This window comes from Streptomyces xanthophaeus (assembly GCF_030440515.1).
GTDB lineage: Bacteria > Actinomycetota > Actinomycetes > Streptomycetales > Streptomycetaceae > Streptomyces > Streptomyces kutzneri.
This window is the reverse complement of record NZ_CP076543.1, coordinates 690,986-712,299: the sequence shown is the minus strand read 5'-3', so window position 1 is coordinate 712,299 and position 21,314 is coordinate 690,986. Positions and strand designations below refer to the sequence as shown.

The window sequence follows — 21,314 nt, the reverse complement described above, 5'->3', positions numbered from 1 at the left end:
CACCTCAGTGCTCCCTGACCAGTTCGGCGTACGGGCCCTGCGCGCCCACCAGGTGTTCGTGGCGGCCGCGTTCCACGACCGTGCCCCGGTCGAGCACGACGATCTCGTCGCTGTCGCGCACCGTGCTCAGCCGGTGGGCGATGACCACACAGGCACAGCCACGGCGGCGCAGGTTGTCGATGATGGTCTGCTCGGTCACCGCGTCCAGGGCGCTGGTCACTTCGTCGAGCACCATGACGCTGGGGCGGCGCACCAGCGCCCGTGCGATCTCCAGGCGCTGGCGCTGGCCGCCCGAGAAGTTGCGGCCGTCCTGCTCGACGCGGCTGTGGATGCCACCGGGGCGGCGGGCCACCACGTCGTGCACGGCGGCGTCCTGGAGGGCGGCGACGACGGCCTCGTCCGCGATGGAGGGGTCCCACAGCGTGACGTTGTCGCGGACGGTGCCTTCGAAGAGGAAGACGTCCTGGTCGACGAAGGAGACGGAAGCGGCCAGCGCGCCCCGCGGGATGTCCTCCAGCCGCATCCCGTCGATGCGGATGGCCCCGGCCCAGGGGGCGTGGAGGCCGGAGACCAGCCGGGAGACGGTGGACTTGCCGCTGCCGGAGGCCCCGACGAGCGCGACCTGCTGCCCCGGTCCGACCGTCAGCGAGAAGTCCTTGAGCAGCGGGGCGTCCAGCGGGTTGTAGCCGAAGGTGATGCCGTCCAGCTCCACATGGCCCTTGAGACGCCGGGTGGAAGCAGCGGGCTCGCGCCGCGAGTAGACCCGGTCGACCGGAAAGTTCTCGACGTCACCCAGGCGGGCGACGTCGGCCGCGAAGTCCTGGATCCGGCCGGCGACGCCGCCCAGCCGGGAGATCGGCGCGGTGAAGCTGGTCACCAGGGCCTGGAAGGCGACGAGCAGGCCCACGGTGAGGTGGCCCTCCACCGCACGCAGGCCGCCGATCGTCAGGATCAGCGCACTGTTGAACGCCGCGAGCGTGGGCGCGACGATCGCCAGCCACGCGCCGGGCACGCCGAGCCGCTGCTGCACGTCGAGGGTGACGGCGTGCTGTCCGGCCCAGCGCCGGAAGAAGCCGTTCTCGCCGCCGGTCGCCTTCATCGTCTCGATGAGCTGCAGACCGCTGTACGCGGTGTTGGTCAGCCGGGCGCTCTCGGCGCGCAGCTTCCGGGTACCGGTGGCCCTCAGCCGGATCGCGATCCGCAGGGCGACCATGTTGAGCAGCGCCACGGCCACGCCGACGAGGGTGAGCTGCGGATCGTACGTCCACAGCAGCACCGCGTAGAGCACGACCACCACGGCGTCCACGGCGGCGGCGGACAGGTCCCGGGCGAGGGTCTCGGCGACCGCGTCGTTCGACTGCAGGCGCTGCACCAGGTCGGCCGGGTTGCGCTGGGAGTAGAAGGTGACGGGAAGCCTGAGCAGATGCCGGAAGAAGCGGGCACTGCTCAGGGTCGAGGAGATGATGCGCCCGCGCAGCAGGTTGGCCTGCAGCAGCGCGGTGAGGGTCGCGGTGAGGACGAGGGCGACGGCCATCGAGGCGAACAGCACACCGAGCAGGGACGTCTGTTCGCCGATGAGGAACATGTCGATGTACGTACGGCTGAGGGCCGGCACCGCCGCGCCGACGGCGACCAGGAGGAGGCTGGCGACCACGGCGGCGGCCATGGTGCCCGAGGTACCCCGCATACGGGCCGGCACGGCCCCCAGGACACCCGGGCCGCGGCCGCCGCGGCGGAACCCGTCGCCCGGCTCGAAGGTGAGGACGATCCCGGTGAAGCTGGTGTCGAACTCGTCCATGGGGACGAACCGGCGCCCCTTGGCGGGGTCGTTGACGTACACACCCGTGCGGCCGCGCCGCCGGGCCGTGCCCTCGTAGACGACGTAGTGGTTGAACTCCCAGAAGAGGACGGCCGGGGCGCTCACTTCGGCGAGCGCGGCCAGGTCCATCTGCATGCCCTTGGCCGTCAGCCCGTACCCGCGGGCGGCCTTGAGGAGGCTGCTGGCGCGGGAACCGTCGCGGGAGACACCGCACGCGATGCGCAGTTCTTCGAGCGGGACGAAGCGGCCGTGGTGGCCGAGCACCATGGCCAGGGCGGCGGCGCCGCACTCCACCGCCTCCATCTGCAGCACGGTGGGCGTGCGTACGGGGCGGGGCGTCCTGCCCCGCGGTACGGGTACGGGTGCGGGGGTGGGCCGGGGTGCGGGCCTGCGGCGGGAGCCGCCCTTCGGCTCGGGGCGGTGACGCCGGCGCCCGGCGGGCGGCAGGTGCGGCGCGGTCACGGCAGCAGCCAGTCGACCGGGCGCTGCGCGGCGAGGTGGACGGCTCCGGTGACCGGGGTCCTCGAATCGACGGCGTACGGGGGCCCGTCCGCGGAGGACCACCGGTAGCCGGACGGGGTGGAGGAGGAGCGTTCGAGCCGTACGACCACGGCCACCGGGCTGCCGTGGCGGGAGAACTGTTCGGCGAGAGCGCTGTCGCCGAGGAAGCCGCCGAGCTGCGCCCGCGTCTGCGGCGCGCGGCCGACCGCCGTGACGCGCCCGCGCAGCATGCCGAACCGCTGCTGCGGGACGGACTGGACGCTCAGGTCGACCGGGGCGCCCACGGTGATCGCCGAACCGCTGCCGCCCGGCACGTACAGCACGGCCACCAGCGGGTCCTGCGGATCCGTCGCACGTTCCACGGTGGCCACGTCCGCACCGGTGGCGATGACCGAACCCACCTTGGCCACCAGGGTCGTCAGGCGGCCGCCGGTCACCACGCGCACGGGCCGTTCCCCCTGCTCCGTACGGACGTTGAGCAGGGGCGCACCGGCGGCCAGCAGCTGGCCCTCCTCGGCGAGGACCCCGGTCACCTGTCCCGCGACCGGCGTCTGCAAGACGTAACTGCCCTCGGCCCGGGTGAGGATGCCCGGTGCGCTCAGCCTGGACGACACGGTGCCGGTGAAGGCCCAGTAGGCCGAGGCCGCCATGACGGCGACCGTGACGGCCAGGACCAGTCGACCCTGGGGGCGGGCCAAGCGAACGGGCAGGTCCAATTCCTCGGGCGATTGCAGCTTGGAAAGAGCCTTTTGGCGAAACTGCACGAACTGTTCCTTCGGCTGCATTCGTATCGTCGAGCGGACATACGGAGGGACACGCGGAGGGACACGCGGGGGGACATACGGGGGGACATGCGGGCGGCCGTGAACCCCGGAGCCGTGGGGGATGATCCGGGGTTCACGGGTGTTTCCGATCAGAGACCGGCGCGACCGGAGTTCACCGAAACACCGGTGATGCCCGTGACGAGACCGGGGACGTGGGACACGATGCCCGTCGCGGCCTGGACGGTGTGGAGGGAGCCCACGACGCCCACGACATTGGTGACATCGCTGGTCACGGCGCCGGCCAGGCCGCCGGACACGCTGATGATGCCGCCGGACACGGCGTCCAGCTCGGTGTCGTCGATCTCGCGGGTCTCCAGGTCGTTACGCATGGCGCGCACCTTTCATTGGGGGGAGGAATTCATCGCCGAGCGGTCGGCGGAACGAAACTCGGCCGCCGTTCCTGACTGCTGCGATGCGCAAGATGAAAGCACGCGAACGCGCCCTCCACCCAATCCCGCTGACTTCCCGTCACAGGCTGACGCTCACCTCTGCCGACCGACGTGCAGCTTGATTCACCGAATGGTGGCGACTTCTTCACATGAACGAGTAACAGAAAGAGACGGTGAACTGCCGGCATGGAACCGAACGGGATGAATCACCACCGAAGGGGCGGGATGTATCGTGACAAATCGCCCTGCGGGGGAGGTGCGCTGTCGAGATCGCGGACGCCATGTGCAGGTTTCCTGAGGGTGCGCCGGGTGACCGGCCGCTCACACCCGGTCGCCGGTCGCCGGCCGTCGGCCGCCCATGGGCGCAGGATGCGCGCCCATGGGTGCAGGGTGCCGCGGCCCGGCACCCGTGCGGCTGGAACCGCTACTGCCAGTCGTCCCAGGGCGGCGGAGCCATCTCGTCCAGGTCGAACGGAGGCTCGTCGTCGTCCGGCGCCTCCGCCGCGGACCGTGCCGCGGGCGGTGCCTCCGGGTGAGCCGGGGCGGCGGACCCGGTGGACCCGGCCGGCGGCGCGGACGCGGGGGCCGAAGCCGCAGCGCCGCACTCCGCCAGGGTGTCGAGGACGCCCTCGGCGTACTTGGCGAGCTTCGCCTCGCCGACGCCGCCGATGGTGCCCAGCTCCTCCGTCGTGGCGGGCAGCCGGGTCGCGATCTCCCGCAGCGTCGCGTCGTGGAAGACGACGTACGCCGGTACGCCCTGCTCCCGCGCCGTCTCGGCCCGCCAGGCGCGCAGGGCCAGGAAGACGGGCTCCGCCGCGGCCGGCAGGTCGACCGGCACCCGGGCACCCTTCCCCGAGCGCGAACCGGACTCCTTGCGGGCGGGTCCGGCGGGCGCCTTCTCCTTCCGCATCGGGACGCTGCGGCGTCCGCCCAGCACCTCGCCGCTGTCGTCCGTCAGCACCAGCGTCCCGTACTCGCCCTCCACCGCCAGCAGCCGCTGCGCCAGCAGCTGGCGCACGACCCCCCGCCACTCCGCGGTGCCCAGGTCCGCCCCGACGCCGAACACCGAGAGCGCGTCGTGGTCGAACTGGATGACCTTGGCCGTCTTCTTGCCCTGGAGGATGTCGATGATCTGGCCGGCGCCGAACTTCTGCCGCCGTTCGTTCGCCAGCCGCCACACGGTCGACAGCAGCTTCTGCGAGGCGACCGTCGCGTCCCAGGACTCGGCCGGCGTCAGACACGTGTCGCAGTTGCCGCACGGCGTCCCCGACTGGCCGAAGTACTCCAGCAGCCGCACCCGGCGGCAGTCGACCGTCTCGCACAGCGCCAGCATGGCGTCCAGGTGCATGCCCAGGGAGCGGCGGTGCGTCTCGTCGCCGTCGGAACCGTCGATGAGCTTGCGCTGCTGGACCACGTCCTGCAGGCCGTACGCCAGCCAGGCCGTGGCCGGCTCGCCGTCGCGGCCCGCCCTGCCGGTCTCCTGGTAGTAGCCCTCGACCGACTTCGGAAGGTCGAGGTGCGCCACGAAGCGCACGTCCGGCTTGTCGATGCCCATGCCGAAGGCGATCGTGGCCACCACCACGACCCCGTCCTCCCGCAGGAACCGCGCCTGGTTCGCCGCGCGCGTCCGGGCGTCCATGCCGGCGTGGTACGCCACGGCGTCGATGCCCTGCTCCACCAGGAAGGCCGCGGTCTTCTCCACGGAGGCCCGCGAGAGGCAGTACACGACTCCGGCGTCACCGGCGTGCTCGGTGCGGATCAGCTCCAGCACCTGCTTGAGCGGGTTGTTCTTCGGAGCGATCCGGTACTGGATGTTCGGCCGGTCGAAGCTGGCGACGAAGTGCCGGGCCTCCTCCAGGCCGAGCCGCGCCACGATCTCGGCGTGGGTGGCCTCGGTGGCCGTCGCGGTCAGCGCGATCCGGGGCACCTTCGGCCAGCGCTCGTGCAGCATCGACAGCGCGAGGTAGTCGGGCCGGAAGTCGTGACCCCACTGGGCGACGCAGTGCGCCTCGTCGATCGCGAAGAGCGAAACCGTCCCCCGGTCGAGCAGCCGCTGGGTGCTCTCGGTGCGCAGACGCTCGGGGGCCAGGTAGAGAAGGTCCAGCTCGCCGCCGAGGAACGCCTGCTCGACGGCCTGCCGCTCGTACGGGTCCTGCGTCGAGTTGAGGAATCCGGCCCGCACCCCGAGGGCGGTCAGCGCGTTCACCTGGTCCTGCATCAGCGCGATGAGCGGCGAGATGACGATGCCCGTGCCTTCTCTGACCAGCGCCGGGATCTGGTAGCAGAGCGACTTGCCGCCGCCGGTCGGCATCAGTACGAGGGCGTCGCCGCCGCCGACGACCTGCTCGATGATCTCCTGCTGCTCACCGCGGAAGGAGCTGTAGCCGAACACACGGTGCAGTACCTGCAGAGCGTCGGAGGTCTCCGAGGTCTCGGAGGTGTCGGGGGAAGCGTCGGGGAGTGCCATCCATGAAGCCTATCGACACCCACCGACACCGGATCCCGCCCGCCCGGACCCGGAAAAGGGGAGGGCCCCGCCCGGCGACGCCGAGTAACCTCCCGGGATGGCGAAGACGATCAAGATGCTGAGTCCGGAAGCCGGGCGGACCGACACCGCGGGCCTGCGCGCGTTCGACGCGGACGCCCTCGCGAGGTGCGCGGCCGACACGGCCCAGCCGTGGTGGCGCCGCCAGGCCTGCGCGGAGGCACTGGCCGGACGGGTGCCGGAGCGGCGCGTGGCCCGGTTGATCGCCTGTGTCCAGGACACCCGTGAGGTGAGCCATGTACGCATCGCGCTGCTGGGCCTGCTCGCGGACCGCACCGAGCTGCTGCCCTGGCTGCGGCACGAGGACCGGCAGCAGGACGGCGCGTACGGCATGGCCGAAGCGGTCCTGGGGGCCCGCGGCGCGCTCGGCGACCTCACGGCGGCGGGCGCCCTGGCGGCAGTCGCCTTCAGTCCGTGGCGTGACCGGCGGGAGACCGGCGAGGCCGGGCTGGACGCACTGGCCGCACGGTACGGGTTCGAGGCGGTCCTGGCCGAACTCGACGGGGCCCGGCCCGAGGACCGCTCCACCGGCATCCGCCTGCGCCACCACGCCGGCCAGGACGTCACCGATGCGCTCGCCGACCCCGACCGGGCGGTCGCGTACCGCGCCCAGGAGTTCCTGACCGACCCCGAACGGCTCCGCGGCTACCTGGCCGGGGCGCCGACCGAGGAGGCGAAGCTGTGGGCCGTGTACGCGCTGCACCGGCTGACCGACGACGCCGCCGAGACCCGGAGACTGTACGGGGAGCTGGGGCGGCCCCGCGTCGAGGTGGCCGGCCTGGACGAGGAACTGCGCGCGGTGATCGTCCACGAGTACGGGCAGTGGGCCGAGGAGCGGAGCGATCCGCGGTGGCGGATCGAGGCCGTGTGCACGGAGGCGCCGGCCTACGACCCGGCCGAGCCACTGCTGCGTGCCATGGCAGCCCTCACCGCCGCGGGCCTCGCGCCGAAGCCCCCCGTCTCCTGCGGAGAGGACAACGGCACGGGGGACGGCACGTACCACGTGATCCACCACGGCACCGGCGACGGCACGGTGTTCATCAGCACGCTCGGCCGGTTCGCCACCGGCGACGACGACGATCCGGACGTGCGCCGAGCCCTCGAATCCGCCGGGTTCCGCTGGATCGACCGCGCCGTCGCCTCGACCGAGGTCACCGGCCTCTGCGTGTACTACTTCGGCAGCCGCGACCCGTTGAAGGTCGACACCCTGCTCTTCTACTGGCAGGACTAGCCGCACCCTTGTGACTCGTCGCTAGGCGACCGTGAGCACGATCTTGCCTTGGATGTGCCCTTGGGCGGCGCGTTCGTGCGCGGCCCGGGCCTCCGCGAGAGGGAACGTGCTGTCGATCGCGACGCGGACCGTGCCCGTGTCGAGCAGGCGCCCCAGATCGGCGAGCTGCGCGGCGTCCGAGCGGACCTGGGTGCCCGTGACCGTGACGCCCAGCTTCGCGGTCTCTTCCTCGTCGAATTCGCCGAAGAACACGGGGAACTGGGAGCCGCCGCGCTTGAGCGTGCGCAGGAAGCGCTTGCTGTGGGGGCCGCCGACGGCGTCGACAACGAGGTCGACGCCGTCCACGAGTTCCTCGGGACGGCTCTTGGTGTAGTCGATGAACTCGTCGGCGCCGAGCTCACGCAGGAACGTTTCGTGCGTGCCCGACGCCACCGCGATGACAAACGCCCCCTGCCACTTGGCCAGCTGCAGGGCGAAGTGCCCCACGCCGCCCGCGGCGCCGTTGATGAGCACCGTCTTGGTGGTGTCGAGCGGCACCGGGCGATGCTGCGCCGCCTGGAACGGTGAGGGGTGATCGTGTCCGAGCTCGATCAGGAACTGCCACGCGGTGAGCCCGGCCATCGGTGCTCCGGCAGCGTGCACGTGATCGATGCCGGCCGGCTTGAGTGCGAGGTCCGAGGCGGGCGCGGCGACGTACTCGGCATAGGTGCTGCCCTCGAAGCCCGGGAAGCGAAGGAGGCCGAAGACCTCGTCACCGACGGAGAAGCCGTCCACATCCGCGGCGACGTCCTCGACGACGCCTGACAGGTCCGTACCCGGAATCACGGGCAGGCTGAACTTCGGTCTCATCTCAGGAGGCAGGTTGGACATCCCCTCCCGCAGGTACCAGTCCGGGGGGTTGACGCCGACAGCGTGCACACGAACGAGCACCTCACCCGGCCCCACCTCGGGGAGGGGCACCTCTTCGTGGCGCAGGACCTCAGGGCCGCCGTGCTCATGGAGCCGGATCGCCCTCATCGTGTCTGCCGACATCGTTTCCTCCAGCCCGCGCTGCGGGATAGGCTTACCGGATCAGTGATCCACATAAACGGACCACTGATCCGAATATATGGACCACTGATCCGTTTAGTCAAGAGGGACAGATGCGCGCCGACGCCAGGAAGAATCGCGACCAGCTGCTCGCAGCGGCGGGCACCGCCATCACCGAGCAGGGTGTCGACGTGTCGATGCGCGACATCGCGCGCAGGGCCGACGTCGGACTGGCGACGCTGCTGCGTCACTTCCCGACGCGCGAGGCGCTGCTCGATGCCCTGCTCCGCACGAGCTTCGACGAGCTGACCGCCAAGGCGGACACCCTGGAGGCGTCCAGCTCGCCCGGCGACGCTCTCGCCTCGTGGCTGAGCGACTACGTTGCGTGGACGACGGCGTACCGGGGCGCGGTCGCGCTGATGGCAGCCGCCCTCGAGGACACCGAGTCCGCACTCCACGCATCGTGCGTCACCCTGCGCGCCGCCGGCGCCCGGCTCCTCACCCGCGCGCAGGACGCGGGCGCGGCACGGAGGGACATGGACGGCGCCGACCTGTTCGCGCTCGTGGCCGCGCTCGCCTGGCTCGGTGATCAGCCCTCGCTCGCTCCGCGCGCCGAACACCTCTTCGGCGTCGTCGCAGGCGCCGTCCTGACCGGCACGGCGAGCGGCGATGCCGTGGGGGAGGGCCGTCCTCGAGCCCGTGGTTGAAAGCGTCGCGCGCGGACCGGCGAACCTGGCCGTCAGCTCCGGGGGCTCGCCGCTTCCAGCTTTTCGATGACGCGGACCGTGACCAGCGCGAAGATGCCGTGCGGGATGATGTCCGAGACCCAGTCCGAGGCTGTCCAGGTCCGCGGATCCGAGATTCCCAGAAGGAAAATCGGCATGTTGGTGACAGTCAGGGCGAAGAGGGATGCAACGGCATAGCGGGACGTCTTCGTCGGAAGCCAGCCGGCAGCCTGCGCCAGTGACAGTGCCACCCCCATGCCCATCCCCACGGTGTATCCGGTCAAGGGACCGAGGCCCGCGATCCGGTTCTCCCGGACCCGGTCGTCCCCGGGAATTCGTACATGGAGCTTCTCGGCAAGGGTGCGCACCGTGATCTCAGGCGTATCACTGAGGGGCCGGCCTCGAAGTACGATATCGACGTAACCCGCCATGTTGAGTGCGGTCGTGCCGGCGAGTCCCGCAGCGGCGCCGTGAAGAATCGGCCGTACAACGCTGGTCATGGGCGGTCCTCTCGGTCTCGAGTGCTCTGCCCGGTTCTGGCGGCCGTCATCGTCCGGGCAGTCGCTCCCGGACCTCCTGGAGCAGCCACCCATTCCCGTCCGGGTCACTGAACGTCGCGTACGAGCCGTAGCTGGCGCCGTTCGGAGCCGGGCCGTCCACCTGTTCCGGGGTGCCGCTGTCGTAGACGCGGTGGAAGATCTCGCTGACCTCGGCACCCTGGCCGATCAGCTCGGCGCGGGCTTTGTCGAGGTCCTGGACGACGAGGTACGTTCCCTGGACGGAGCCTGCTGCCGCAGGGGTGACTCCGCGGCCGATATGGATCGAGCATCCCGAGCCCGGAGGCGTCAGCTGCACGATTCGGAATTCCGGCCCCGTCTCGAAGTCCGCATCGACCCTCCACCCCAAGCCCTGGTAGAAGCGCAGGGCGCGATCGACGTCAGCCACCGGTATCACTACGACCTCTAGATTCATATCCATGGTCGACCCTCCGTCGACGTTCGTTGCGCCGTCCTGGTTCGCGGTGCCCATGACGACCTCCCGGATGCACCGGTCCGGCCGATGGCGAACAGCGAACAGCGAACAGCACTTCGTCCGCGACCAGTTCACCGTCGCCGAGGAAGACTGCCCGGTGCGCAGGTGAAGCCGTGCGGCCGGACGTGCCGCACAGCTCCACACACTGATCAGTCAGCAGTCGTCGCCGTAGCCTCCGCCCCAGTCGTCATCGTCGTCGTCGTACCATCCGTGGTGGTGGTCATGGTCCCAGCCACCACCGGTGACGTAGGTGACGGCGTGGGTGGGCGTGGCCGCGGAGGCGGTACCGGCGGCGCCGATGGCAGCGCCACCTGCCATCAGAACGCCGATGGCAGACACCGCGAAGAGACGCTTGATTCTCAGTGCTTGCATGATTCAGCACCCTTCATTGTCGTGTTCTGTGCCGTCCCGGTCCTCGCCGGTCGAGCGCGCGCCGAACTCCTCGGAGCTGCATATGAGGAACGGCGGCCGGACCGGTACGGAACGGCCCGCAGAAGAGACCGGCATGACCTGGCGTGCAGCGCACAGCCCACATGCCTCATGCACCAGATGTCATGAGATTTTGTCGGTCCATATATGCGGAAATGAGGCTGTAGCCGCAGCCGCTGTCGCACTGCGTCGACCGGCCGCGGACTCGGACCAAGGCGTGGACATCTCGCCGTCGCGCCCTGGCGCGTAGCCACGGGATTTGGGTGACTCCCGCAGTTGCGGCCCCCATCTCCTTCCGAGTGTAGTCCTCCACCCGAGGGCTGTCCCGCAGGTGTTCCGAAGCCGGCCCGCCGCCCGGTACGCGCCCTGCCGGCACGCTCGCGTTCCGCCCTATGATCGTCACTCCGCGTACGAGGGGGGCTGGTATGGGGGCAGGCGGGGCGGCATCGCAGCGGGCGCAGGACGCGCGGCGGCAGGAGCGGTTACTCCGGGAGCAGTGGCAGGCCGCCCGCCGGCAGGCCCTGCGGTGGGGCGCTGTCGGTGAGGGCGAACAGCGGGTCCTCGCCCAGCTGTTGGTACTGACGGCCCGCGGCTGGCGGTTGCTCGTCGACCGGCAATGGTCCGGGACACGGACCGCCGAAGCGGACATGCTGCTGGTGGGGCCCGGTGGTGTCTTCGTCATCGACGTCATCGACGTCACCGCCGGCGGCGAGCCGGACGACGGACAGGCGGCCGGGCTGCTCGCCGCCACGAAGGCCGCCGAGAGCGCGGTGGCGTCCCTCGGCATGTCACCGGTGGCGGTCCAGCCGCTCATGGTGTTCGCCGGGCAGCGTGTCGACACGAGCCGCGGCCGGATACGGCTCCTGGGCGAACACGAGATCGGCCCCGTGCTGCTGTCGCAGCGGCACCGGCTGCGCGCGGAGTCGGTCCGGGCGATCGCCGACCATCTGGAGCGGGTGTTCCCGGGCTACGCGGGGTCGGCGGTCGAGCAGCAGCAGCCGCAGGTGCCCGAGCACCACCGACCCAGCTCCCCGGACGGGCTGTTCGACCTGGAAGGCCTGCGCGACGCGGCCTTGAAGGGAGCGATGCAGGCGCCGATCGAGCAGTGGATGACCTTCCTCCACCCCGATCAGGTAGCGCTGGTGCGCCGCAACTGGGCGGGCCCGGCCCGCATCAGCGGACCGGCCGGTACCGGCAAGACGGTCGTCGCCCTGCACCGTGCGGCCCACCTGGCCCGGCGGACGACCGGCCGCATCCTGTACGTCACCTTCGCCAACAACCTGCCCCGGGTACAGAGCACTTTCCTCCGGAGCATGGCCCCGGCCGTCGCCGACCGGGTGGACTTCCGCAGTCTCCACTCCTGGGCGCAGGAGTTCCTGCAGGGGCGGGGCATACCGGTACGGCTGCACGGGGACAAGGCCGAGACCGCCTTCAGCCTCGCCTGGAAGAACGTCGGCCGGGAGGGCCGTCTGGCCGAGCTCGACCCGGCCCCCGCCTACTGGCACGAAGAGATCGACTACGTCATCAAGGGGCGGGGCCTCACCCGCTTCGAGGAGTACGTGACCCTCCCCAGGCGGCGGCGCAAGGCGCGCCTCCACCGTACGCACCGGCAGTCGGTGTGGGAGCTGTACGAGGCGTACGAATCGCTGCGCGGCGAGCGCGGCGTCCACGACTTCAACGACGTCCTCTCCCTGGCCCTGGCCGAAGCGGTACGCGGGCGCGAGCGGCCCCCGTACGCGGCGGTCATCGTGGACGAGGTCCAGGACCTCACGCTCGTCGGTGTGCGCCTCCTGCACGCGCTCGTCGGTGATGTGCCGAACGGTCTGCTGCTCGTCGGCGACGGTCAGCAGACCGTGTACCCGGGCGGCTTCCGCCTCACCGACGCGGGCATCGACATCCGCGGCGACCGCGGACAGGTGCTGCGCACCAACTACCGCAACAGCAAGCAGATCCTGGACGCCGCCCTCACCGTCGTGGCCGACGACGCCTTCGAGGACATCGACGGCCTGCGCACCCCGGGGCGCCGCGACGTCGACCTCACCTACCACGACGGGGACGTCGTACGTGTCACCAGGCCCACGGTCGACGCCCACGACAGGGACCTCCTGGACGCCCTGCGTTCCCTGCCCGACGGTGCGCGGGCCGACACCGCCCTCCTGTGCCCCTCCATGCGCGCTTTTCGCCACTACCAGCGGTTGCTCACCCAGGCGGGCATCCCCGTGTGCCAGTTGGAGCACTACGACGGCCGCGCGGTCGACGCGGTGAAGCTGGGCACCTATCGCAGGGCCAAGGGCCTGGAGTTCAAGAACGTCTTCCTGCCCCAGCACGATGAGGTGTTCGCGAAGGGAGCGCCGGCCGGCACGGCGGGCGGTACCGCCGGCGGTACGGAGACTTCGGAGACGGCCCTGGAGCGCGAGGAACTGCTCCGCAGCCAGCTCTTCGTGGCGATGACCCGCGCGCGTGACCTGCTGTGGCTCGGCAGCGTCACCACGTAGGAGGCGGGGAGGCGGTGCCCCGCGGATCAGGCGGGGGCGGACGGCCGTGTTCGGGCCGCGGCAGGTGTGTCGCGGCCGGCGCGCCCGGGAACTGCGCGCAAGCTGGGAGCTGTCCGTCGCCGGGCCGGCCGCAGGAGCAGTGGCGGCCGGGGGGTTCGCTCACGGCGACGACGATGACGGTCTGCTGGTGCGTGGTGCTGTTCTTCGCGTCGGCGGGCGCCTCCAGCGCGTACCTGACCGTCTCGGAGGTGTTTCCCATGGAGACCCGCGCCATGGCCATCGCTTTCTTCTACGCCCTCGGCACCGCGGCGGGAGGCATCAGCGGCCCGCTGATCTTCGCCGACCTCACCGGGTCGGGTGTGGTCGGCGACACGGCGCTCGCCTTCCGGATCGGCGCCGCACTGATGTGCGCCGCCGGACTCGTGGCGGCGTTCCTGGCGGTCAAGGCGGAGCGGCGCTCCCTGGAGGACATCGCCGAGCCCCTGTCGGTGGCGAAGCCGGCTCCGTCCGCCGGCTCCGGGTGACAGCCGGATACGGCCGGTCGGGACACTCCCGGGGGGTTGCGCGGTGTGTCTGCGCGACCGGTGGAGGGGCAGTCCCCTTCAATGGCGCCGCATGACCTTCTCCGCACTGCACCGGCCGCCCGCGCGCGCCACCTTCACCCCGTACACCCGCCGGTCGGTCCTCACGGGAGCCTTCGCCCTGGCCGCCGCCACGGCACTGCCGCTCGCCACGGCCGGACGGGCGTCCGCCGCCACCCCGGACATCATCGGCTGCGCCGCCTGGGGTGCACGGGCGGCGTCCGAACCCGTCGTCGTCCTGGACAACCGCCCGGAGCGGATCATCGTCCACCACACGGCGACGGCGAACGTGACGGACTACTCGAAGCAGCGCGCCTTCGCCCTCGCCCGCGCGATCCAGACCTACCACATGGACGCGCAGGGCTGGATCGACACGGGCCAGCACTTCACCGTCAGCCGCGGGGCCTTCGTACTGGAGGGGCGCCACAACAGCCTCGCGGAGCTGCGCGCCGGCACCCGCCAGGTGCGGGCGGCGCACTGCGTCGGCCAGAACACCGTGTCGATCGGCATCGAGAACGAGGGCACGTACACCTCGCAGGACCCGCCCGCGGCCCAGTACGCGGCCCTGGCCGACCTGTGCGCCCACATCTGCGACCAGTACGGCTTGCCCGCGTCGGAGATCTACGGCCACCGCGACTTCAACGCCACCTCCTGCCCCGGCGACCACCTCTACGCACTGCTCCCGACCCTCCGCAAGGACGTCGCCGCCCGCCTCGGCGCGCCCGCGCCGGAGGAGGCGGTCGACCCCATCGAGGACCTGGTCCGCCAGGCCACCGGTCAGCAGGCGGCGGAGTACGCGGAATACCTCCCGGCCGGTCTTCTGCCCTGAGGGTGCGCCGACGCCCCGGGCCACCCCCCGGGGCTACAGTCGCCAGTACGTACCGGCACGGGAATCGGCATGCACCACGTGGCGCCCGACGCGCACCACGTGGTGGTCCGGGCCGGACCAGGAGCCGCAGGCGCCGTCGGCGGCGGGCAGCGGGGTCCAGATCTCCAGGAAGGTGCTGCCGTCCGGGTTGGTGCCCCGCTCGACGAGGTTCGCACCGTCCCACCGGAAGGTGCCGGCGTCTTCGCCGGGCTCGCCCGTGAGGTGGTGGAAGTGCACCTGGGAGCCGTCGAAGGACGTCGTACCGGCGAAGCCCCGGCTGTCGGCGTAGTACGGCCCGGCCTGCAGCCACACCACTTCGCGGTCCTCGACGAGAGGTCCGCCGTTGCGGCTGATGCCGCGCCGCAGCCAGGCACCGTGCTCGGGCACCGGGACGCCGGGGCCGTCCGGGACGCGCCCGCCCGCCCCGGGCTCAGGCGCGGTCATCGGCGGCAGGCCCGGCGGGCTCGTCCACGGCCAGGAGCGTCAGCGGTACGTTGCCGCGTACGGCTTGCGAGTACGGGCAGACCGCGTCCGCCCGGTGCAGCAGGGGCTGGAGGTCCGCCGCCCGCCACCCGGGCAGGCTGACGGTGAGCGTCACCGCGAGGCCGTAGCCGGCGGGCGTGTCCGTGGTGCCGAGCTGGACCTCGCAGGCCACGCGCGCGGCGGAGGCGTCCGCCCCGAACTCCGCGGCGACCTCCGCGAGCGCGGAGGTGAAGCAGGCGGCGAAGCCGGCCGCGAACAGCTGCTCCGGGTTGGTGGTGCCGGGCACCTTCTTGCGCGGCGGGGCGAGGCGGACGTCCAGGCGTCCGTCGTCCGTGCGGACGGATCCGGTACGTCCCCCCGCGGCGTGCGCGGTCGTCCGGTACAGGCTGCGGGTGAGTGGCACGGTCATGACGTACGGCCCATCTTGCTCGACGAGGACGCTGCCCGGGTGCGGACAGCGGACGGCGCCGCTCGTGCGGCACCTCGCGCGTCGTCGTGCGTAACCGGGTACGGCGCATCTCGTCCGGGGCCGTGGACCGGCCGCCGGACAATCTAGCAACGCGCTCCGCGGTCCGGGGCCACCCCCCGCGGTGAAGTACCTCACCCGCCACCGACCCGGCCGCCGGCCCGGGGGTCAGGGTGCGTGGTGCTGGACGCCCCGCTGACCGGGCACCCGGGTCGACCTCGGGGCGCCCGAGCGCCGGTGGTGGTCGGCTCGCCGCCGGCGGCCCGGGAACGGGTTGCGCCGCACGGTGGCGCTGGGGGCCGCGATCAGCAGGCCGACAAGTGCGAGGACCGCGACGAGGATGAGCACGTTGACGAGGTTCATGGTCCTGCCTTTCGTCGAGTATTGACTGCCTGTCACTACATCTTGTTACCGATTCGCGGGCTGTTAAACACAGAGGGTGACAAGACGTGTCCTCGGGGGCCGCGTCGGCGCTGCCGAGAGGGCAACATCAGCCGTGCGTCCGGGCATTGGCGCGGCGCGGGCGACGGCCGTCCGCCACCCACCGGGAAGAGCGACTTCCGCCGCCGGCGCCGCACCGGCAAGGGCCACCGGCGGCAGGGCACTTGGTGCCGCGTCCCACCAGGATCGGCAGGACGGCGGGTGTCGTACGGTGCCGTATCCCGGCCGGGATCACGTGGCCAGGTCGACGCGTACCGTCTCCACCCAGGACGGGGGCGCGGGCGGGGTGTTGCCGATCAGCGCGGCGATCAGCCGGCACGACGGGGTCTCGTCCGGCCACGGCGTGTACCCGTCGGTCAGCACGACCACGACGTTCGGCCGGTCGGGCAGGGCCAGGGCCGCAGCGATGCCGACCCGCATGTCCGTGCCTCCGCCACCGGCCAGGGTCACCTCGCCGGCACTGCGCACCCGGGTCACGGCATGCACGTCGGCGTCGCACGCGAGGACGGCGACCCGGTTCCCGCCGACGCCCACCTCCCGCAGGACGCCGGTGACTTCGGCGAGGGCGGCCGCCAGGTCGTCCGGACCCATCGATCCCGAGGTGTCGATGACGACGGCCACCCGCGGCAGCGGCCTGCGCAGACTGGGCAGCACCACCCTGCCGCCGAGCGCGGGTGTCCGGCGCGAGGGGCGGCGGTACGTGTAGTCCACCGCGCCGGCCGCCCAGGCGGCGGCCTCGCGGACCGCTCCCGCCAGGGCCTGGCGCCAGTCGACGGAGGGCTCCAGAAGTTCCTCGGCCCACCGGGCCCAGCCCTCGGGGACCCGGCCCCGGGTGCGCCGGTGGGCCCGTACGGCCTCGGCGGTCTGCCGGCGCAGCGCCTCGGCCTCCACCGGGCCGACCCGGGCGGGGCCGCCGTCCTCGCCCAGCTCCCAGGGCCCGGGGGTGCCGTGCGCACCGGAACCGCAGTCCGGCCCGTGGGGCGTCGGGGGAATCGCCGGCAGGTACGTCTCGAACAGGCCGCCCGTGGGCAGGCCGTAGAGCCTGGGCTCCATCCGGCCCTCGGGCAGCACCAGCCCGTCGGCCAGCAGGTCGTCGTTGATCTCGCAGTCCTGGGCGATGTTGACCCGGACCGGATCGCGCTGGTCGGCGGCCGGCAGGCGCTCGGCCCGGCCGTGGTGGTCGCGCAGCAGGTGCGCCACCTCGTGGATCCACACCCCGGCCAGTTCGACGACCGGGGTCGCCTCGACGAAGGCGGGCGAGACGTAGCAGCGCCAGTGCCGGTCCACGCCCATGGTGCGCACCCCGGCCGAGGGGACGACGGTCAGGGCGTACAGCGCGGAAGCGAGGTACGGACGGGTCTCGGCGGCCTTGTACCGGGCTGCCAGCAGCTTCGCGCGGTCCAGCTCCGGGCGCACGGCGGACCGGGCTCAGTTGCCGCCCGGCAGCGAGCCGGACAGCTGGAGCAGTTCCACGAAGGCGTCGATGCCGGCCGGCACCGGCCAGTCGAGGTCGCGCATCGCTGCGAGGTCGGCGGCGGCGCGGGCGGCGACGTCGGGAACGCCCGCGTCCACGGCCTTCGCGAGGACCACCCAGCCCGCCTCCCACCGGGGGCGGGTGAGCTCGCTCTGCACGGCCGCGACCACCGCGATGAGGAAGGCCAGCTGCCGGTCGCCGCGCTCGGGCAGGGCGAAGGCGTCCGGGTCGGCCAGCACCCGGTCCGGGTCGGGCAGGTCGAGGTGTTCGAGGTACGAGAGCAGTTCGATCCCGGCGGCCTCGCCCACGGCGCCGGTGAGCGCGGCTGCCAGCGCCTCCCGGCCCGTCGAGGCCGCGTACCCCGTGGCCAGCAGCCGCAGGGCCATCTCCCAGGTACGCGGGGAGGGCCAGCCGCGACCCCGTCCGGCGGCCTCGGCCGGCATGTGGTGGACCAGGCCCGGCCGGGCGGTGAGGAAGCCGGAGACGGCGCCGCGGGCCCGGGCGACCGAACCGGAGGCCTTGGCGGGATCGACGGCCGGGATGGCCACCTCGGGCCAGGTGCCGGCCATGCCGCGGGCCACGGTGCGCGGGTTGTGCGTCCAGTCGAGGTGGACGAAGCGGTTCGCGAGCGGCGGGCTGAGGTGCCAGCCGTCCGCGGCGCTCGCGGGCGGATTGGCGGCGGCGACGATCCGTACCGCCGCCGGCAGTTCGAGGCTGCCGACCCGGCGCTCCAGGACCACGCGCAGCAGGGCCGCCTGCACGGCGGGCGGGGCGGAGGACAGCTCGTCGAAGAACAGCAGCCCGTGGCCGGTGCGGGCGAGGCGTACCGCCCAGTCCGGCGGCGCCATGGGGACACCCGTGGTGGCCGGGTCCTCGCCGACGATGGGCAGCCCCGCGAAGTCGGAGGGTTCGTGGACGCTGGCGATGACGGTCTCCAGCCGCACGCCGAGCGCGGTGGCGAGCTGCTCCATGCCGGCGGACTTGCCGATGCCCGGCTCACCCCACAGGAGGACGGGCTGGTTGGCCGTCACGGCCAGTGCCAGTGCCTCCAGTTGGGGGTTGGTGGCGGGTTCGGTGCGGGTGGCGCCCAGCCGGGCGCCCAGGGCGTCGGCGGCCGCCAGGGCCCGGGCGGGCTGCGGCTGGGGCTGGGGCTGGGTCGCACTCACGCGTCGTCGTCCTCTTCCTCGTCGTCCTCGTCTTCCTCGCGGTACTCCATGTGTTCGTCGAACCAGTCGGCGCCGATACCGGGGAACTCCTCGTCGACGCGGTCCCCCAGGAAGGTGAGGTCGGTGCGCCTGTAGCGGCGGATCACCTGGGACAGCGACAGTTCCATCTCGTCGGTGACGTCGATCCGGGCGCCGGCCGCCAGCAGGTCCCTGACCAGGTCCGCCGAGCCGCCCCAGTTCACCGCGGACAGCAACGGGGTGCGCTGCCCGTCGTCCCGTGCCTCCAGGTCGAGTCCGGCCGCCAGCAGCCGGGGCAGCAGCACCTCGTGGTCGAGCAGGTGGAGGGTGTGCAGCAGGCCGCGGCCGCGGGCGTCGCGGATGCGGGGGTCCATACCCGCGTCCAGCAGCGCCACCACGCCCGGGGTGTCGCCGTGCTGGATGCGCAGGAAGAGCTCGTGCCGCTGGGCCCGGAGGGCGCGCGGCAGCCTTCCTTCACCCGTGGTCCAGCTCTGCTGCACGGCGAAGCACCCCGAGACCGCTCCGCCGAACGCCCGCATGGCACGCTCGCGTTGCTGCTCCTCGGGGGTGTGCGGTACGTCGAGTACGCCGCCTCGTGAGCGCACCTCGTGCCATCCGCCGCGGCAGCGCACCCGTACCGGCTCGCCCGTGTCGGCAGCGGGCGGGCGCACCGCCGGTCCCGCGCCGGGGAACAGAGAGGCGGACACCAGCGGGTGCAGCTCGCGCGGGGAGATCAGGCCGGCCTTGACCAGTTCGGGATCGGGGAGCCGCTGCCAGGCGTACCGGGGCAGGGCCGGCAGGGCGAGTGCCTCGGCCTGGTCGACGATGCGGGCCCGGAGGCTGTCGGGACCGACGTGTTCCAGCAGCAGGTAGGAGCGCCAGCTCGCCGAGATCCGGTAGCGGTCGCCCGCTCCCGCCGCCATCAGCCGGGCCACCTCCGGTGCGAGCCGGCCGAGGTCGATCGGCATCCCGGCGAGGAGGGCCTCCGGGTCCGTCGGGCGCTGGTAGGGCTGCGGAGCGGGGATGCTCAGGTCGCATTCGATGCCCGCCGCCGCATAGGCCCCGAGCGTGTCCCCTGCGGCGCGCAGCACGGCGATCCGCTCGGCGAGGCCGTCCGGGTCGGCGAAGCGCGCGCCCAGCTCGGACGAGTGGCGGGCGTCCCAGAAGGGCCGGGCCGCGGTCCAGTTCTCCGCGACGAAGCCGCGCCCGGTGTAGACGTTCCACTTCTTCGTGGTGAGCGGCGCGCAGTGCAGGCGCAGCCGCTGCGGGCCTTCGCTCATGTGGGGTGTGGTGACCGACAGGGTCGGACCGCCGGGGCCGCCGTAGGAGGCGAGCAGGATCCGCAGGTCGGTGGCGAGGGTGGTGCGGCCGCCCAGGTACCGGGGCAGGTGCCAGCGCAGCAGGTCCGGGGCGAGGTGGCGCAGGTCCTCCGCCACCGACTCGGCCACGGCGGCGCCGTAACGGGCCGCGAGCTCGGGCAGTTCGAAGCCGACGTCCACGGCGGCGGCCGCGCAGGCCGCACGCCAGTCACCGGCCAGCCGGTGCGCGGTGGCCTGCTCGATCATCCAGCCGGGCACGGCGTAGCGGCGGATCCGCCGCCATGCCGGACGGTCCTCCGGCCGCAGGCCGCCGGGCAGTTCGGCGTTCTCCGTGCTCACCGGTACACACTGCCGATGGCGCGCAGGTCCGGGTGGGCGGCCCGGGCGGGACGCAGCCGCTCGGTGAACGAGCGCTTCACGCGGCGGGGCAGGCCGGGACCCAGGCCGACGTACTCCAGCGGGCTGTCCGCGGGCACCGCCGCGAGCAGGCTCTTCGCACCGCGCCCGGTGAGGCCGGTGTGGCGCAGCTCCAGCCGGCGCAGGGGGCTGCCGGGGAGGGCCGCGGCCAGGGCGTACGCCCCTTCGTCGCCGGGGTCGTTGCCGGGGGAGCCGAGGCTGCGCTCCGACATGGTCCGTCCGAGGTCGAGTGCTTCGATGCCGCCGAGGGAGGCGGCCAGGCTCCGCGCTCCGGCGGCGCCGATGCCGTTGCCGCCGAGCCCGAGCCGGACCGGGTGGGCGGAGCCGGCCGCGGCGGAGGCGAGGGCCGCGGCGCCCTCGTCGCCGAGGTGGTTGGCGGGGACGTACAGCTCGCGCACCCCGGCCTCCCGTATCAGGGCGGCCAGCAGCGGGGCTGCGTCCGGGCCGAGGCCGTTGCCGCCGAGGAACAGCCGTTCCAGGGGCTGCTCCCGCTCCAGCAGGGCGTCGAGCAGGAGGCGTACGCCGTCGACGCCGATTCCGGTGTTGACCAGGTCGAGGGTGCGCAGGGCGGTGTTGCGGCGCAGCAGTGCGGCCACGGTGCGGGCGCCGTCCCCGAAGAGCGGGTTGCGCTTGAGCCACAGGGCGCGGACGGTCGTGTCGTCGCCGAGGGCACCGGCGAGGGAGCCCACCCCGTCCGGGCCGATCCGGTTGCAGCCGAGGTAGAGGGTGTGCAGCCCGTGGTCGCCGGTGAGGGCCTCGGCCAGGGTGCCGGCGCCCGCGTCGCCGATGGCGTTGGTGCCGAGGAGCAGGTGCCTGGCGTGCGCGGAGGCGGTGGCGGCCGGCAGCAGTCGGGCCGCGCCGGCCGGGCCGAGCCCCTGCTTGCAGAGGTCGACGCGGCCGTCGGTGCGCAGGGTGCCGAGGGGGAAGGTCTCGTCGGTCTCGACGGGCCGGTCCGCGGCGAGCCGGGCGAGCAGCGGGCCGAGGCGGGCCGGGTCGGCCGGCGGCAGGTCGGGGTGCTCGATCGCGGGGCACCGTACGGGTGTCGGCTGTGTCATCACCACT

At 72.7% G+C, this 21,314-nt stretch carries 20 protein-coding genes, 1 pseudogene and 1 riboswitch; of the genes and pseudogenes, 6 read left to right on the top strand and 15 right to left on the bottom strand.

The genetic code is table 11. From position 1 onward, the window contains the following. Nucleotides 1-4 precede the first annotated feature (4 nt). From KO717_RS03210 to recQ, 4 genes are all read right to left on the bottom strand, one after another. Nucleotides 5-2,281 (bottom strand): NHLP family bacteriocin export ABC transporter peptidase/permease/ATPase subunit, encoded by a 2,277-nt coding sequence (locus KO717_RS03210; RefSeq protein WP_301364329.1) that lies wholly within the window; start codon nucleotides 2,279-2,281, stop codon nucleotides 5-7. Beyond that, complete coding sequence (locus KO717_RS03205) at nucleotides 2,278-3,084, bottom strand: HlyD family efflux transporter periplasmic adaptor subunit (RefSeq protein ID WP_301364328.1); 807 nt, start codon at nucleotides 3,082-3,084, stop codon at nucleotides 2,278-2,280. The genes KO717_RS03210 and KO717_RS03205 overlap by 4 nt, the downstream gene beginning before the upstream one ends. A 149-nt stretch (nucleotides 3,085-3,233) precedes the next feature. Continuing rightward, a complete protein-coding gene (locus KO717_RS03200; protein WP_301364327.1) occupies nucleotides 3,234-3,473 on the bottom strand; it encodes a hypothetical protein in 240 nt (79 codons plus the stop codon). A 484-nt stretch (nucleotides 3,474-3,957) separates the two neighbouring features. Continuing rightward, entirely contained in the window at nucleotides 3,958-6,000 is a 2,043-nt protein-coding gene (recQ, locus tag KO717_RS03195) for a DNA helicase RecQ (RefSeq protein ID WP_301364325.1), read from the bottom strand. Nucleotides 6,001-6,097: 97 nt separating this feature from the next. Here recQ and KO717_RS03190 point away from each other — a divergent pair, with 97 nt between their 5' ends. After that, on the top strand, nucleotides 6,098-7,309 hold the full coding sequence (locus KO717_RS03190) for a hypothetical protein (protein ID WP_301364324.1): 1,212 nt from the start codon (nucleotides 6,098-6,100) through the stop codon (nucleotides 7,307-7,309). A 21-nt stretch (nucleotides 7,310-7,330) separates the two neighbouring features. Here the strand turns inward: KO717_RS03190 and KO717_RS03185 are convergent, their stop codons facing one another. After that, on the bottom strand, nucleotides 7,331-8,341 hold the full coding sequence (locus tag KO717_RS03185; protein WP_301364323.1) for an NADP-dependent oxidoreductase: 1,011 nt from the start codon (nucleotides 8,339-8,341) through the stop codon (nucleotides 7,331-7,333). A 110-nt stretch (nucleotides 8,342-8,451) separates the two neighbouring features. Here KO717_RS03185 and KO717_RS03180 point away from each other — a divergent pair, with 110 nt between their 5' ends. Then, complete coding sequence (locus KO717_RS03180) at nucleotides 8,452-9,045, top strand: TetR/AcrR family transcriptional regulator (protein ID WP_301364322.1); 594 nt, start codon at nucleotides 8,452-8,454, stop codon at nucleotides 9,043-9,045. Nucleotides 9,046-9,077: 32 nt separating this feature from the next. On the opposite strand, the gene KO717_RS03175 is transcribed toward KO717_RS03180, so the two are convergent. Beyond that, nucleotides 9,078-9,563: a hypothetical protein gene (locus KO717_RS03175; RefSeq protein ID WP_301364321.1), complete on the bottom strand. Its 486-nt coding sequence runs from the start codon at nucleotides 9,561-9,563 to the stop codon at nucleotides 9,078-9,080. A gap of 46 nt (nucleotides 9,564-9,609) precedes the next feature. Beyond that, nucleotides 9,610-10,035: a VOC family protein gene (locus KO717_RS03170; protein WP_367401573.1), complete on the bottom strand. Its 426-nt coding sequence runs from the start codon at nucleotides 10,033-10,035 to the stop codon at nucleotides 9,610-9,612. Nucleotides 10,036-10,039: 4 nt separating this feature from the next. On the opposite strand from KO717_RS03170, the gene KO717_RS03165 reads away from it, so the two are divergent. Then, nucleotides 10,040-10,204, top strand: a complete 165-nt coding sequence (locus KO717_RS03165) for a hypothetical protein (protein WP_301374986.1) — start codon at nucleotides 10,040-10,042, stop codon at nucleotides 10,202-10,204. Between the two features lie 44 nt (nucleotides 10,205-10,248). Here the strand turns inward: KO717_RS03165 and KO717_RS03160 are convergent, their stop codons facing one another. Further along, nucleotides 10,249-10,467, bottom strand: coding sequence for a hypothetical protein (locus tag KO717_RS03160; protein WP_301364320.1), 219 nt, complete (start codon nucleotides 10,465-10,467; stop codon nucleotides 10,249-10,251). A gap of 482 nt (nucleotides 10,468-10,949) precedes the next feature. On the opposite strand from KO717_RS03160, the gene KO717_RS03155 reads away from it, so the two are divergent. The 3 genes and pseudogenes from KO717_RS03155 (at nucleotide 10,950) to KO717_RS03145 (ending at nucleotide 14,429) form a co-directional block, all read left to right on the top strand. Then, nucleotides 10,950-13,019, top strand: a complete 2,070-nt coding sequence (locus tag KO717_RS03155) for a nuclease-related domain-containing DEAD/DEAH box helicase (RefSeq protein ID WP_301364319.1) — start codon at nucleotides 10,950-10,952, stop codon at nucleotides 13,017-13,019. Nucleotides 13,020-13,171: 152 nt separating this feature from the next. Beyond that, a pseudogene (locus tag KO717_RS03150) lies at nucleotides 13,172-13,543 on the top strand (MFS transporter); the annotation flags it as partial. A gap of 91 nt (nucleotides 13,544-13,634) precedes the next feature. Next, nucleotides 13,635-14,429: a peptidoglycan recognition protein family protein gene (locus KO717_RS03145; RefSeq protein WP_301364318.1), complete on the top strand. Its 795-nt coding sequence runs from the start codon at nucleotides 13,635-13,637 to the stop codon at nucleotides 14,427-14,429. Nucleotides 14,430-14,462: 33 nt separating this feature from the next. On the opposite strand, the gene KO717_RS03140 is transcribed toward KO717_RS03145, so the two are convergent. The 7 genes from KO717_RS03140 to KO717_RS03110 form a co-directional block, all read right to left on the bottom strand. Further along, complete coding sequence (locus KO717_RS03140) at nucleotides 14,463-14,912, bottom strand: hypothetical protein (protein WP_301364317.1); 450 nt, start codon at nucleotides 14,910-14,912, stop codon at nucleotides 14,463-14,465. After that, the gene (locus KO717_RS03135) at nucleotides 14,899-15,360 is read right to left on the bottom strand and encodes an Ohr family peroxiredoxin (protein ID WP_301364316.1); all 462 of its coding nucleotides are present in this window, start codon (nucleotides 15,358-15,360) and stop codon (nucleotides 14,899-14,901) included. Before KO717_RS03135 ends, KO717_RS03140 begins: the two co-directional genes overlap by 14 nt. A gap of 75 nt (nucleotides 15,361-15,435) precedes the next feature. Continuing rightward, nucleotides 15,436-15,498, bottom strand: a riboswitch (guanidine-III (ykkC-III) riboswitch). An 87-nt stretch (nucleotides 15,499-15,585) separates the two neighbouring features. Then, nucleotides 15,586-15,780 (bottom strand): hypothetical protein, encoded by a 195-nt coding sequence (locus tag KO717_RS03130; RefSeq protein WP_301364314.1) that lies wholly within the window; start codon nucleotides 15,778-15,780, stop codon nucleotides 15,586-15,588. A 309-nt stretch (nucleotides 15,781-16,089) separates the two neighbouring features. Then, nucleotides 16,090-17,274, bottom strand: a complete 1,185-nt coding sequence (locus KO717_RS03125) for a vWA domain-containing protein (protein WP_301364313.1) — start codon at nucleotides 17,272-17,274, stop codon at nucleotides 16,090-16,092. 12 nt (nucleotides 17,275-17,286) lie between these two features. Then, nucleotides 17,287-18,498 carry an AAA family ATPase gene (locus tag KO717_RS03120; protein ID WP_301364312.1) on the bottom strand — a complete coding sequence of 404 codons (1,212 nt, stop codon included), beginning with the start codon at nucleotides 18,496-18,498 and terminating at the stop codon, nucleotides 17,287-17,289. Further along, the gene (locus KO717_RS03115) at nucleotides 18,495-20,174 is read right to left on the bottom strand and encodes an ankyrin repeat domain-containing protein (RefSeq protein ID WP_301364310.1); all 1,680 of its coding nucleotides are present in this window, start codon (nucleotides 20,172-20,174) and stop codon (nucleotides 18,495-18,497) included. Before KO717_RS03115 ends, KO717_RS03120 begins: the two co-directional genes overlap by 4 nt. Beyond that, nucleotides 20,171-21,307, bottom strand: a complete 1,137-nt coding sequence (locus KO717_RS03110) for a gala protein (protein WP_301364309.1) — start codon at nucleotides 21,305-21,307, stop codon at nucleotides 20,171-20,173. The genes KO717_RS03115 and KO717_RS03110 overlap by 4 nt, the downstream gene beginning before the upstream one ends. Between the last annotated feature and the right edge of the window lie 7 nt (nucleotides 21,308-21,314).

Excerpts from the sequence above, each read along its gene's own strand:
- KO717_RS03175 (WP_301364321.1), bottom strand. The coding sequence starts at position 9,563 with ATGACCAGCGTTGTACGGCCGATTCTTCACGGCGCCGCTGCGGGACTC.
- KO717_RS03190 (WP_301364324.1), top strand. The coding sequence starts at position 6,098 with ATGGCGAAGACGATCAAGATGCTGAGTCCGGAAGCCGGGCGGACCGAC.
- KO717_RS03130 (WP_301364314.1), bottom strand. The coding sequence starts at position 15,780 with ATGAACCTCGTCAACGTGCTCATCCTCGTCGCGGTCCTCGCACTTGTC.
- KO717_RS03185 (WP_301364323.1), bottom strand. The coding sequence starts at position 8,341 with ATGTCGGCAGACACGATGAGGGCGATCCGGCTCCATGAGCACGGCGGC.
- KO717_RS03160 (WP_301364320.1), bottom strand. The coding sequence starts at position 10,467 with ATGCAAGCACTGAGAATCAAGCGTCTCTTCGCGGTGTCTGCCATCGGC.
- KO717_RS03110 (WP_301364309.1), bottom strand. The coding sequence starts at position 21,307 with ATGACACAGCCGACACCCGTACGGTGCCCCGCGATCGAGCACCCCGAC.
- KO717_RS03165 (WP_301374986.1), top strand. The coding sequence starts at position 10,040 with ATGGTCGACCCTCCGTCGACGTTCGTTGCGCCGTCCTGGTTCGCGGTG.
- KO717_RS03155 (WP_301364319.1), top strand. The coding sequence starts at position 10,950 with ATGGGGGCAGGCGGGGCGGCATCGCAGCGGGCGCAGGACGCGCGGCGG.
- KO717_RS03180 (WP_301364322.1), top strand. The coding sequence starts at position 8,452 with ATGCGCGCCGACGCCAGGAAGAATCGCGACCAGCTGCTCGCAGCGGCG.
- KO717_RS03135 (WP_301364316.1), bottom strand. The coding sequence starts at position 15,360 with ATGACCGTGCCACTCACCCGCAGCCTGTACCGGACGACCGCGCACGCC.
- KO717_RS03170 (WP_367401573.1), bottom strand. The coding sequence starts at position 10,035 with ATGAATCTAGAGGTCGTAGTGATACCGGTGGCTGACGTCGATCGCGCC.
- KO717_RS03200 (WP_301364327.1), bottom strand. The coding sequence starts at position 3,473 with ATGCGTAACGACCTGGAGACCCGCGAGATCGACGACACCGAGCTGGAC.
- KO717_RS03145 (WP_301364318.1), top strand. The coding sequence starts at position 13,635 with ATGACCTTCTCCGCACTGCACCGGCCGCCCGCGCGCGCCACCTTCACC.
- recQ (WP_301364325.1), bottom strand. The coding sequence starts at position 6,000 with ATGGCACTCCCCGACGCTTCCCCCGACACCTCCGAGACCTCGGAGACC.
- KO717_RS03140 (WP_301364317.1), bottom strand. The coding sequence starts at position 14,912 with ATGACCGCGCCTGAGCCCGGGGCGGGCGGGCGCGTCCCGGACGGCCCC.